Here is a 12,632-nt window from a genome sequence, read left to right as displayed (position 1 = left end):
GCTACACGCTCCTGATCCTCGGGTTGATAAGCAGGTACAGCATGTCAACCACGATGTTGATGACGATGAATGCAAGTGCGACGACGATGACGACACCCATGATGAGGTTCGGCTCATTGCCCGAGACGCCGTCCTGGATGCACATGCCCATGCCGGGGAGGTTGAAGATGACCTCGATGACGACCGCGCCGCCCATGAGGTAACCGATCTTCATGCCGAGGGTCGTGACCGGCGTGATGAGGGCGTTGCGAAGGACGTTCTTCGCGATGACGACCTTCTCGGGGATGCCTGCGCCGCGTGCGGTGGTGACGTAGTCGCGGTCGAGCTCCTCGACCATGGCGGTGCGCACGATGCGGGTCATCTGTCCCGTGAGGGGCACCGCAAGCGAGATCGCCGGCATGATCATGCGCGCCATGTACGCGCCGAAGTTCTTGCCGGGATCGGGAAGCATGCCGGACGCGGGCAGCAGGTGCAGGTTCGACGAGAACAGAAGTATCAGGAGCACCGCCAGCCAGAACGACGGTGTCGCCAGCCCGGCAATGGAGAGGAGCCTGATCAGCTGGTCAGGCCACTTGTCCCTGTAGAGCGCGGCGATGACGCCGAGAAGGAACGAGACGAGCGCGCCGATGAGCAGTCCTATGAAGGTGAGCTGCATCGTGACGGGAAGCGCCTTGGAGATGCGCGTCGCGACGGAACTGCGGCGGGCGCTGTAGGTGCCGAGGTCCCCGTGAAGGAGGTTGCCCATGTAGCGGACGTAGCGGACGGGCCACGGATCGTCCAGTCCGTACTCCTTGTGGTACTCGGCGACCTGCTCCGGCGTCGCGCTCTCGCCCAGCGCCTTGTACGCGGGGTCGATCGTCGAGAACGACATCAGGAAGAAGACCAGGAAGGTGACGCCGATTGCCATGATGGGCAACGCGATGAGTCGTCTTCCGATGAGCCGCAAAAGATTATTCATTCGTACTCTCCCCTCTCATGCGACTTGAGTCCTGTTCAAAAAATCAGACGTAGGGACCTGAGCGAAGGTCTCAATCTCAGGTCCCTACGTCTTCAGTCGCGCCCTATCGGCACGGCATTTGCGTCCCTACTTGGAGACGGTGCGCACATCGGTGAGATCGACGCCGGTGGTTCCGATGCCCTTGAAGCCCTTGACGGCATAGCCATCGCTCGTTGCGTTGGTGGACCAGGACGCCGTCGGCGTGATGACCTGGAGCACCGGGTAGAGGACGACGTTCTCGGCCAGGATGTCGAAGCACTTGTTCCAGGTCTTCTGCTGCTCGGAGCCAGACTGGCCAAGGGCCTCGTTCATGAGCTTGTTGAGCTCCTTCCACTCCGCGCTCTCGTTCCAGTGGCAGCGCGTCTTCATCCAGACGTTGTCACCGAACCACCAGTTGAGGAGCAGGTCGGTGTCGCCGCCGAAGCAGGAGGGGTCACCAGGGGCGATGAGGATGTCCCACGAGGAGTCCATCTGGTCGATGGCCGCGTAGGTCGCGGGGGACTGGTCGCTCTTCAGCTCGACGTCGAAGCCAAGCTCCTTCAGGTCCTGCTGGGCCTGGGTGCCCATTGCGACGACCTGCGCGTTGTCGGTAGTGCGAAGGACAATCTTACCCGGAGTGATGCCGGACTCCTTGATGAGCTGCTTCGCCTTGTCGAGGTCGTGCTTGTAGGTGACGGAGGCCTTGTGATAGGAGGAGAAGCTCTTCGGCAGGTAGGAGGTGGGGATGTTCGCGAGGCCGGAGAACGCGTTCTCGATCATCTTCTTGGTGTCGAGCGCGTACATGACGGCCTGGCGTACCTTGACGTCCTTCCAGGGGTCCTTGTCGAGGTCGAACATGATGAAGCGGGTGCCGAAGCCCTCGACCTTGTCGATCTTGCAGCCGTCGGACTTGAGCTGGTCGATGGACTCGGGCGGGACGGACTCGGAGATGAGGGTGGAGCCCTCCTCCTGTGCGGTCACGCGCGCAGTGGCGTCGACGAGGGAGTCAATCTGGAGCTTCTTGTCCTTGGCGGGGTGAGACCCGTTGTACTTCTTGTTGGGGACAAGGTGCGCAGACGTGTCGGAGAGCTCCTTGTACATCCAGGGACCGGTTCCCACGGGCTTTGCGGACGCCTCGTCGGTCGTGATGTCCTTCGGCTGGATCTTGATGATTGCCAGGCGCTCCTTGAGCAGCGAGAAGTTCGGGATGGACACCTTGACGGTGACGGTCGTGTCGTCCTTCTTCTCGATGGACTCGAACATGGACAGGAACGAGACGTACATGCCGCCCTCGGCAGAGGCCTTCTTGAAGGACTCGACGACGTCGTCAGCCGTGACGTCGGTGCCGTCGGAGAACTTGGCGCCCTTGCGGAGCTTGACCTCGAAAGTCTTGTCGTCGACCTTCTCGGGGTCCTTGTCGGCCAGGCCATACGTGGCGCTGTAGTCGTGGAGGTCGATGTTGTACAGGCCCTCCATGACGTTGCTGTTGGCACTCAGGCAGAAGGCGGAGGAGCAGTTGGCGGGGTCGTAGGAAGAGGGAGCGTACGCGGAGCCGACGCTCAGGGTGGCTCCACCCTCCTTGCCAGATCCGGAGGCGCTTCCGGAGTCATCGCTGCCAGACCCACCGCAGCCCGCGAGCGTTGCCATCATCGCGGCACTTGCACTCACACCAAGGAACGAACGACGCGAAAGGTACTTCTCCATTACTACTCCTCACCTACGATTTCAGCCGTCTTGACCTGTGACACCAAATGCAAACTAACCAGAACCGTCACTCTGACAACCGACGGATAATCGCCGCCTGCGGCGCGTCTCGTCTTGTCTATCTCGCACGCTAGACCATGGGCACATCCGACCTCAATTCTGTTTCGGCCAGTGCTATGGCTTGTTGGCATAGGCGGTCTCGTTTTTCTTTTCTCTTGCTCTACAAGAGGAGATGAGTTATATTTATAAATTTAAAATTTGCGTAAATCTGACCTCAAATTTGGTCAAGTGGTTTATTTGTGATTTGTGAACTAATTCTAAACACCCACGTAATCGCACATTTACTGGTACACACCTTTAATACCAGTAATCAGTTTATAACCAGTTCCAAACCAGCTGTTTCAGCTCAAAAGTGCGCCAGTGGTAAATGTTTTTAAATATTGAATGACCGCGAATCGATATACATTAGAAACACCGTGGCTGCCACTATGCCGGACAGGCGGAATGACCTTGCGCCGCCCCGTCGCAAAAGACGGCAGCGCGCAGCTCCCCCTAGAGCCGACGTAGGGTTTCTTATTTAACTGTTTATGTTTATTCGCCCTGATTGGTCGTTGCTATTCAACCGCGACTTTCAGGCATATCTTCTTGAGTGGCGCCGGCTCCCCCGTTGCGCAGCCGGGCTTGTGCGCGTCCTCGGGAGGTGTGACGCAGAACTCGCCGGGGTGGAGGACCACCCACGAGGCATGATCAGACTCTCCGTAGAGGCAGAAGTCGTTCTCGTCGTCAAACTCCTGCAGCGGCTCAAGCTCTGCCACGGGCGCAACGCCGATCTTCTCCTCCCCGCTTATGAGGAAGTGTATGTCGTAGTACCTGCGGTGGGCCTCGTAGTGCTTCTGGTCCGCGGGGACGGTATCGAACTCGAACACGTTCGCGAACACGGTGTCACCGTCGATGTCGTGACGACCGGGAGCAAGCGCCTCCAGGTCCTGCGACGCAATCCAGTCGAACGCCTTGCGGAACCTCTTTCCGGTAAGGTCGTTCGTGTCCAGGTGGCCAAGCGTCGCAACGATCATGCCTTCCCCCTCCATGTTCCCCCCCCGCATTTGATCGATTGGCGTCGATGCTAGACGCGCCGGACGGCAGAGGCACCAACTCGTAGGCAGACGGGAGTGGTTTGCAAGCCCGGCGGCGCGGGCGCTCAAGATCGTGATGCCATCCGCACAGAGACACTATCATCAGGAGCAACAAGACCGTGTGGCGACATCACAAGGGAGGCTCCCGTGGCAGAGGACGAGTGGAACGGCGCCAGAGACGAAGAGTACCCGTTCACGCATGGCAGATATCGCTCGCTTCCCACAGAAGAGCTACGGCGCAGGCAAGACGCACGCTATCGTACATGGGACGTGGTGAGAAAAGACGACGGAAAGCTGTACCTCATTACCAGCGAGGAGGACCCGGTGGAATGGGAGCACGAGGGGTGCTTCCTCGAGGGCATCGAATGCGACGCGGAGTGCCGTCCCATAGGATGTGCCTTTACGACATTCGTGGGGCTCTCCGTCATCGATAAGGTCGGTCACGTATCCAAGGACGAGGTACCCCAGTGGGATGAGGACCCGGTTGCTCGGTCCATGCCCGCGAGAGATCTCCCGGCCTATATCAGAAGCAAGGGGTATCGCCCTCCCCTCTGGATGGTGTGGACGGACGTTGAGAATTACCTGAGGAACGGGGAGCTCACGAGAAAGCTCTACGAAGAGGTTCCACCGGGCCAGCTCAGGGAGGACATACGGCGCGCAGTTGCCCACAGCGAGGATCAGGAGCGAATCACCGACTCGCCATATATCCCCGAATGGCAGGTGGGTCTCGGCCTTCTCCCCAGGTCCACCAAAGACGGCGGCGAGGTCTTCGTCTGGCCACAGGAGCTAGATGCGCTCGAAGATATGGTGGCCGAGCGCGAAGGCGCTCCCAAGGACAACGGAACGCGGCTCTACCCCAGTCGCTACAAGAGCTATGCCGAGTATTTCTCAAAGCTAAGACGCTACGAGAGAGGCTATCGCGAAAGTGATCCCGACCTAGCCGATGCCTTTGAAACTGTCATCGACCTTCTCAAGGACGCAAATCACAAGGAGTGGTGGTCAGTCGTTCGCTACACGGGACGCAAGAAGATTGGCCCAAACGGGCTCACTCCCCAACGTTGCTACTATTGGCCCTGCTCGCCCGAGCACCCAGAGTACGAGGGCGTAATCGATGACGAGGAGTTTACCTCGTATCTCTACCCGTGCGACCCCTCCCGCTGGGAAATCGTTGATGACCCTACAGGAATGGCTGCCCGCGCGCTCGGCGGCGAAGCCGAAACCGTGGACTTCTGGGAGATGGGCGACACCGAGCTCGAACAATGGGCCCACGAGAGAGGCCTACGAGCAAAGCGCAAGGGATCGTACTCGATGCTCCCTAAGGAGGACCCCTGGGGTGAATCTGAGAGGGACCGGGTGGAGTTTGCCTGTCCCCAGTGCGGCACGCAGATAGCCTTCGACGCTTGGACAAAGGTTAATGGGCGTGATGACCCGGAGGTTGCGAAGGGCATCGTCGACGGTAGCTTCTGCGAGTTCACGTGCCCAACCTGCGGCTACACCGCACACCTGTCGCACCCCTGCCTCTACCTCGACCCCATACACAGGGCGTGCGTGTACAGCGTTCAGGGCGATCAGATGCGACAAGGTGTCGAAAGCCTGTTCGAGAGTCTCGAGGACGACGACGGCATCGACGGGCCAAGTGGCAGCATGAGGCGCATTGTCTTCAGCCGAGAAGAGCTTGCTGACAAGGTAGCTGCACTTTCGACAGGCCTTGACGACAGGGTCCTCGAGCTTCTCAAACTTGGCATAGCCGGACAAGCGATGCTGGATAACAAGGTGGACCCGCAATGCGAGTACACGGTCCTCTTTAAGGGCGCGAACCTTGATAATCTTGTCTTCGAAATTGACGACGAGACAGGAGCGAGCCTCATAGCCAGCATCCCGCGCGGCGCCTATGAACTATACGCCCGGCGTCTTCGCAATAGCGCGGCATCAAACATGCAATCGTTCTACGTCAATCGCGAATGGGCAAAGACCGTTGTCGACATCGTTGACAAGGAGGCCAGGTAGCCTGCAATCGCCTATGCGCCATCCGCCACATGGACGAGCAGCCATATCGCCGACAGCGTGGGCACTTGGCCGCTGCCAATGTGAAGCTGCGCCTTGGCAGCGGCGACAGCCAGGGGCGCAAACATCGAGACGGCAAGCAGCAGCCCCCAGACGCCACTGAACTCCTCGATCGCCCATCCCGAACGCGAACCCGTGACAAGTCGACACGCCCAATCCAACGCAAAGGCCACCGTGAGGAAGAGTGTGATGGCCCCTTTTTTCCGCCCCAGTCGTCCCAGCCGCATTTCCATCAGACATAAGAACGCCCCCCAAACTCTGATAACGCATGACGCCCACTATACGGCTACCAGAATCAGGGGACGGCAAGGCCTTACCATCGCTGTTGCAAAACGATCGCCAAGTCCCGAGACGCGCTGGCTATCTGACGATTTCCGAGAGGATTGCCCTGATCGCCTCGATGTCGACTTCCGCAAGACGTCCAATGCGACCTGCGGTGCCCAAGTATCCTGGGGGAGTTTCGGCGATGCGGTCGATCCTGGTGATGGAGGGCTTGTCGAGCCCCGCTGCCTCCCACTCTCGGATGAGATGGTCGTGATCGAGGGAGAGCTTGTTGGTCGCATTAGTCACCATCGCCGTCATCCAAGTCCGCTGGAGGGAGAGTTCAGAAGCGTGCTATCCGCCATCGGCGCCGAGGTCGCAGACAACTCCGCGAAGGCGGCACGCCGAGACTGGGCCTACTCGATGGAAGGTCATCCGCCGTGGTGCATCTCCGGCGAGCGGATGGGGCTCGAGCACGGGCGCGAGGCCATCGCCCACGCCGACGGCGAGCTCGCAAGACCGCAGGGGCCCGACCGGTTCTGAGCGCCCATTCCATGCCGCACGCTTCAGCGCTCCAGATGCCGTGCAGTACAATTGCCGTGACGCAATTCCAAACCCCGGCATTTGAAAGGCGTCCCATGTCGAAGCTGAACATTGATCAGAAGTCCATCGGTGAGCTGCTCTCCGACAAGAAGGCCGATTTCCTCATCCCCGACTACCAGAGACCCTACGCATGGGGGACCGACGAGTGCGAGACGCTCTGGAGCGACCTTTTCGCGTTCGCCTTTCCCGGTGACAACTACGAGAACTTCGACGAGAACGATGAGTACTTCCTAGGCCCGATCGTCACCTTCAAGAACGAAGACGGCCGGCAGGAGATAATCGACGGGCAGCAGAGGCTCACCACGATAATGCTCCTGCTGCGCGCGTTCTACGACAGATTCGCGAACATGAAGGACAAGAACTCTACTCGGATGCACGAGAACATCTCCAAGTGCGTCTGGAAGACCGACGAGTTCGGCGACGCCGACATGGGGCGCCTCAAGATAGACTCGGAGGTGGCATCCGACGACGACAAGGAGGAGTTCCTGAGCATCCTCCGCACAGGGAAGGTCGAAAGCGAGTGGAGGAGCGTCTACGCCAGGAACTTCCAGTACTTCCAGAAGAGCATCGAAAAGCTTCTGAACGAATATCCGAGTTACATAGCGTACTTCGCTGCGCGTATTCTGAACAACGTCATCCTGCTCCCCATTGAAGCCGAGTCGCAGAGCACGGCCCTGAGAATCTTCTCCACCCTCAACGACAGGGGGCTTCCGCTCTCGGACGCCGACATCTTCAAGAGCCAGTTCTACAAGTACTTCTCAGACCTCGGCCGCAAAGACGAGTTCGTCACGCGCTGGAAATCCCTCGAGGCGGGCGCCAACGCCATCTTCAAGCCCCTGCGGGGCACCCCGATGGACGAGCTGTTCACCCGCTACATGTATTACCGCCGCGCGAAGCTGGGGATAAAGGACACCACCACCCAGAGCTTGCGAGACTTCTTCAGCCGCGACGAGTACGCGATGCTGAGAAGCGAGGAGTCGCTCGCTGACCTAGAGAGCCTGCTCGAGTTCTGGAAGAAGGTGGACGGCCAGTTCGGGTTCTCCGACAGGGTCCTGCGCAGGCTCTTCGTCCTCGGCTACGCCCCGAACGGCATGTGGACGTACCTGCTCAGCGTCTGGTTCCTGGCAAACCGAAGCGCCGAGGGAGAGCTCGACGACGAGGAGCTCTACCGGTTCCTCAACCTGATCACCGCGTTCATCTATGCCTACGCTATCGAGCGGCCCGGCGTGAACGCGCTTCGCTCCCCGGTCTACCCCGAGATGATCAACATCGTCGAGCACCGGCCGGTCTCCTTCTCGAACCACCGCTTCGAGCGGGCGGACATCACGGGGAGATTCCAGTCGTACGTATTCACGAACGGCCGCCCCGTGACGAAGTCAATACTCGCCTGGTGGGCATTCAACGATCCCGACCAGTCCCTGATCGACAACGACACCACACTTGAAATCGAGCATATCTACGCCCGCAAGAGAAACGAGGTGGAGCCGCTCGCGAAGCGTTCTAACCTCGAGGCGCTCGGCAACAAGGCAATTCTCGAGAAGCGCGTAAACATCCGTGCGGCCGACTACCGCTTCTCAGACAAGAAGAAGTACTACGAGGGTTTCGTCGACGGAAACGGCAAAGAGCGAAGCGGGACTTCCGTCGTCGAGCTCAGAGACCTTTCCCGAACCATGGAGGATTTCACCGAACGGGACATCGAGTGCAGAACGGCAAAGATCATTGGCTCGTTCGTGGACTATCTTGGCGACAACGGGCTGCTACAGGACTAGTCCGCGCATCATGCCGAGGGGATTCGGCAGGACGATACGGAATCTCCGAAACGCGACGACTCCAAAGCTCGACCCTGCAACTTTTCCTCACAATGAGAAAAAGAGCGGCAGTCCGAAAGGACCGCCGCTCTTCGTTTTACGTCGCTGGCTTTCCGGCTACGCCCCTCTATCTGCTTTCATCCCCGGCCCTCACGCAGGCGCAGCAGAGCACGAAAAGCCTGCGCGCCCTAGAGTACGATGCGTGGAGGATTTTTCCCGCCTGGGAAAACGTGATGACTCCTCCCGCTGTGGCGGTTGTTGAAAAGTAAAGGTCTCTGGAGAACGACACCGACTTCGGTTTTGCGCGCTTTTCGACTTACGAGAAAAACTTTTGGTGGTCAAATAGTGGTCACGAAGGCGGTCAGCTAGTGGTCACAAAAAAGCCTGACCTACTTTCGCAGGCCAGGCTTGAAGTTTTGGTCGCGGGGGCTGGATTTGAACCAACGACCTCCGGGTTATGAGCCCGGCGAGCTACCAGACTGCTCCACCCCGCAATGTCTGGGCGCACCCTGTGCGCAAGTAATAAATATAAGGACAAGGTTGACCGCTGTAAAGGAGGACTTCGATTTGTGAAGGTATCTCCACAATTCGTCACGCCACCCGACGCGGACTCCGCCGCCAGCACTGCCAGCTGCGCCCACGGCACTGCCAGCTGTGCCCACGGCACCACCAGCTCCGTCACCTGCGCCCCACTCCCCCGGCCGTAGCATCGGGCAAGGTCGTGGTACTTCTCGCCCGCGGGAGGCACCCGTGCGATAATGGGAGGGATTTATTCTGGGGCCGACGCTCTGGCGGCGGACCCACCGCACCACCAGGAGGAAGTCTGCATGGGCAAGTACGCAAGCGGATGCGTGACAAGGCGAGGGGCCCTGAGGGTGCTGGGCGGCTCGGCGCTGGGGCTGGCCGGCCTCGCGCTCGCCGGCTGCGACGCCGGCTCAAAGGGCGGCTCGGGCTCCGGCGGCGGGGCAGCCGCGGTCATTGGCAAGCCTCACAAAGGCACGTGCAAGATTGGCGTGCTGCAGCTTGCGGACCACGCGGCGCTCGACAGTGCGCGCAAGGGGTTTGAGCAGGAGCTCAAGTCCTCGGGAATGCGCTACAAGCTCGACGTGCAGCACGCCAACAACGACGTGCTGTTCTGCCAGGGCGTCGCGGGGGCTTTTGCGAGGGAGAAGTGCAACCTCGCCGTGGCGCTGGGCACTCCGGCGCTACAGGCAATTGCCAGCATCGTGCCGCAGATGCCCGTCGTGGGCGCCGCGATCACGGACCTGGCCGCGGCGGGCGTCGCCAACAGCAACAAAAAGCCCGGCGGCAATGCGACCGGCGCGATGGACCTCACTCCCGTGGAGGCGCAGTTTGACCTGCTGCAGAGGCTGCTGCCCTCCGCCAGGCGCGTTGGCATCCTGTACTGCACGGCCGAGACCAACTCGGAGGTCCAAGCGTCCATGGCCGAGGACGCGGCAGCCAGCCGCAACCTGGAGGCCACGCGCTTCTGTGCGGGCAATGCGGACGGCATGCGCGAGGCCCTGAGCTCGATGGTGGGCAAGGTGGACGTGTGCTACGCCCCCACGGACAACACCGTGGCGCTGGGCATGAAGGCGTACGCGAAGGCGGCCACGGCAGCGGGGCTGCCCATCATCTGCGGCGAGCCGGGCATGGTGGAGGCAGGTGGCCTTGCCACCTGTGGCTACGACTACGCGGAGGTGGGCCGCCAGGCTGCGCGCATGGTACGGAGGATCTGGCGCGAGGGCGAGCTCCCCGGGGACATTCCCGCGTGGCAGCCCGAGGAAGCCAGCCGCAAGACGGTGACGAACGAGGCTGCGGCAGGGGCCCTTGGCGTGGACCTTTCCGCACTTGACGCATAGGAGCACGATGGAAGACAAGATCTTCTCGCAAGAGCAGGAGCACCTGACGAAGATATACGCGCAGCTGGAAGAGATGCGCGACATCCTGACGGAAGAGATCGAGGTCAAGCACAGGCAGGCCGCGAAGGACCTGAAGGACCTCTCGGACGAGGTGCGCATCGACTTTGGCGGCGCGGACGAGACCATGGAGACCCTGGCCGCGATCGAGACGCTGAACTCCGTAATCGACACCTACAACCAGCAGCACGACTTCGAGGTGGAGAAGCTGGGCCGCTGCATGATGCTCCTGCGGCAGCCGTACTTTGCGAAGGTGCGCCTGCAGATGCGCCCCGGCCGGCCCGCACGCGACGTGTACATTGGCTCGGCCGGCATGACGGACAAGAACCGCATGCCGCTCATTGTGGACTGGCGCAACCCCGTGGCCGAGACGTACTACAACCAGGAGATGGGCCCCACCTCGTACAAGGTGGACGGCCGCGTGCGCACGGTGAACCTGGAGCTGCGCCGCCAGTTTGACATCACGCGCGACCACCTGAACGCGTACTTCGACACGACGGTCGCGATCGAGGACTCGCTGCTTCTGGGTGCGCTGAGACGCCACCACTCGCAGAAGCTGCAGGCCATCACGGCGACCATCCAGCGCGAGCAGAACCGCGTGGTGCGCCACGACGACGTCCCGGTGCTTCTGGTGGACGGCATCGCGGGATCGGGCAAGACGTCCGTGCTGCTGCAGCGCATCGCGTTTTTGTTCTATCGCGAGCGGCAGACCCTCAGGCCTGACCAGGTGTACCTCTTCACGCCAAATAATGTGTTCGAGAAGTACATAGACACCGTGCTCCCCACCCTGGGCGAGTCCAATCCGCAGACGTACACGTGGCGCGACTTTCTGGCGGGCATGGGCCTGGCCGACCGCGCGACCGGCGCAGACGACAGCCCGGAGTCGCTGGCGCGCCTTGAGCGCGGCCTTGAGGGCGCGACGCTTGACGAGGCGGACCTGCGCGACGTACGCGTGGGCGACACCGTGCTGCTGCGCGCGGGATCGGTGGCGAGCGCCGTGCACAAGTTCGAGCGCTTTGGGGTGGGGCCGCGCATGATGGCGCTGGTTAAGGACGAGCTGCACGACCGGCTTGACCGCCGCATCGCGACGATGGCCCACGACGAGGAGCTGCAGGAGCAGATGCTCGCCATGGACGTGGACGAGCAGGTCGAGGCGTTTGGCGAGGTCATCGCGCCGTCGAACGACGACGAGATCCTGGCGTACGCCAAGCGCCTGCTGGCGGTGCGCTTTGCCCCGGCGCACGACGACATCGAGAACCTCACGTGGCTGCGCCTGGACCGCCTGGGCTGCCGCATGCTGGGCAAGACCAACATGAGCGCGGCGGAGTGGCTGTTCCTGAAGATGCTCGTGACCGGCCACGGCGCGGACGACGCGCGCTACGTGATGATAGACGAGGTGCAGGACTACACCCAGACGCAGCTCATGGTGCTGGCGCGCTACTTTGGCCGTGCGCACTTCCTGCTGCTGGGCGACCGCAACCAGGCCATCCACGAGGGCACGGCCACGTTTGCGCAGATCAGGCAGATCTTCGAGTCCACACACGGCAGCGTGGAGGAGTGCCAGCTGCTGACGAGCTACCGATCGAGCCCAGAGATCACGCGCCTGTTTGCGAGCCTCATGGATGCTGACGAGCGCGTGCAGCTGACCTCCGTGCAGCGCGAGGGCGTGGCGCCCGGCTTCACGCAGGTGGCGAACGGCCAGGATGACCCGGACGCGTACCTGGACGCGCTGGCGCAGATCGTGAACGCCGCCGCGGCGGAGGAGGGGCTCACGGCCGTGGTGGCCGCGGACCGGCGCCGCGTGGCGTGGCTATCCAAGCGCCTGGGCGAGAAGTGCCCGGCCCTGGTGACGATGAGGGGCTCGGAGGAGCTGCCAAAGGACGGCGTGGTGCTGATGGACCTGACGCTTGCGAAGGGCCTGGAGTTTGACCACGTGATCGTGCCGGACGCCCAGGCGGACGCCTACCCGGACACGCCGCTTGCCCGACGCCGCCTGTACACGGCGGTCTCGCGCGCGATGCACCGCGTGGACCTGGTGTCGCAGGGCACGCTGTCGCCGCTTCTGGCAGAGGCTGCCCGCCAGGCGGACGCGGCTACGCAGGCGGACGCACGCTAGGCGCCCGCGGCCCCGCCGCCGCGGTGCGCCGTCACCCAACGTAAGGAT

10 protein-coding genes and 1 tRNA gene are annotated in these 12,632 nt (G+C 61.6%); 5 read left to right on the top strand and 6 right to left on the bottom strand.

Annotation, left to right across the window (positions count from 1 at the left end):
- Nucleotide 1 precedes the first annotated feature (1 nt).
- The 3 genes from BLT96_RS01405 to BLT96_RS01395 all read right to left on the bottom strand — a co-directional run bounded on the left by BLT96_RS01405 (nt 2) and on the right by BLT96_RS01395 (nt 3,768).
- Nucleotides 2-958 carry an ABC transporter permease gene (locus tag BLT96_RS01405; RefSeq protein WP_090861299.1) on the bottom strand — a complete coding sequence of 319 codons (957 nt, stop codon included), beginning with the start codon at nt 956-958 and terminating at the stop codon, nt 2-4.
- A gap of 126 nt (nt 959-1,084) precedes the next feature.
- Complete coding sequence (locus tag BLT96_RS01400) at nt 1,085-2,680, bottom strand: ABC transporter substrate-binding protein (protein WP_090861298.1); 1,596 nt, start codon at nt 2,678-2,680, stop codon at nt 1,085-1,087.
- A gap of 614 nt (nt 2,681-3,294) precedes the next feature.
- Nucleotides 3,295-3,768, bottom strand: coding sequence for a NanQ anomerase/TabA/YiaL family protein (locus BLT96_RS01395; protein ID WP_197674375.1), 474 nt, complete (start codon nt 3,766-3,768; stop codon nt 3,295-3,297).
- A gap of 192 nt (nt 3,769-3,960) precedes the next feature.
- On the opposite strand from BLT96_RS01395, the gene BLT96_RS01390 reads away from it, so the two are divergent.
- Nucleotides 3,961-5,820: a CpXC domain-containing protein gene (locus BLT96_RS01390; RefSeq protein WP_090861296.1), complete on the top strand. Its 1,860-nt coding sequence runs from the start codon at nt 3,961-3,963 to the stop codon at nt 5,818-5,820.
- 11 nt (nt 5,821-5,831) lie between these two features.
- Here the strand turns inward: BLT96_RS01390 and BLT96_RS01385 are convergent, their stop codons facing one another.
- Entirely contained in the window at nt 5,832-6,110 is a 279-nt protein-coding gene (locus BLT96_RS01385; protein WP_157692091.1) for a hypothetical protein, read from the bottom strand.
- A 127-nt stretch (nt 6,111-6,237) separates the two neighbouring features.
- Nucleotides 6,238-6,450 carry a hypothetical protein gene (locus BLT96_RS01380; protein WP_157692090.1) on the bottom strand — a complete coding sequence of 71 codons (213 nt, stop codon included), beginning with the start codon at nt 6,448-6,450 and terminating at the stop codon, nt 6,238-6,240.
- A gap of 39 nt (nt 6,451-6,489) precedes the next feature.
- Here BLT96_RS01380 and BLT96_RS01375 point away from each other — a divergent pair, with 39 nt between their 5' ends.
- Both BLT96_RS01375 and BLT96_RS01370 read left to right on the top strand, forming a co-directional pair.
- Nucleotides 6,490-6,681 (top strand): hypothetical protein, encoded by a 192-nt coding sequence (locus BLT96_RS01375; protein ID WP_090861293.1) that lies wholly within the window; start codon nt 6,490-6,492, stop codon nt 6,679-6,681.
- Between the two features lie 95 nt (nt 6,682-6,776).
- On the top strand, nt 6,777-8,510 hold the full coding sequence (locus tag BLT96_RS01370; RefSeq protein ID WP_090861292.1) for a DUF262 domain-containing protein: 1,734 nt from the start codon (nt 6,777-6,779) through the stop codon (nt 8,508-8,510).
- Between the two features lie 456 nt (nt 8,511-8,966).
- On the opposite strand, the gene BLT96_RS01365 is transcribed toward BLT96_RS01370, so the two are convergent.
- A tRNA-Met gene (locus tag BLT96_RS01365) sits at nt 8,967-9,043 on the bottom strand.
- A 333-nt stretch (nt 9,044-9,376) separates the two neighbouring features.
- Here BLT96_RS01365 and BLT96_RS01360 point away from each other — a divergent pair.
- Both BLT96_RS01360 and BLT96_RS01355 read left to right on the top strand, forming a co-directional pair.
- Nucleotides 9,377-10,411: an ABC transporter substrate-binding protein gene (locus BLT96_RS01360; RefSeq protein WP_090861291.1), complete on the top strand. Its 1,035-nt coding sequence runs from the start codon at nt 9,377-9,379 to the stop codon at nt 10,409-10,411.
- Between the two features lie 7 nt (nt 10,412-10,418).
- Complete coding sequence (locus tag BLT96_RS01355; protein WP_090861290.1) at nt 10,419-12,584, top strand: HelD family protein; 2,166 nt, start codon at nt 10,419-10,421, stop codon at nt 12,582-12,584.
- Nucleotides 12,585-12,632: the final 48 nt, after the last annotated feature.

It is taken from the genome of Parafannyhessea umbonata (assembly GCF_900105025.1).
Lineage (GTDB): Bacteria > Actinomycetota > Coriobacteriia > Coriobacteriales > Atopobiaceae > Parafannyhessea > Parafannyhessea umbonata.
The sequence above is the reverse complement of the archived record's forward strand: the minus strand, read 5'-3'. Positions and strand labels throughout refer to the sequence as shown.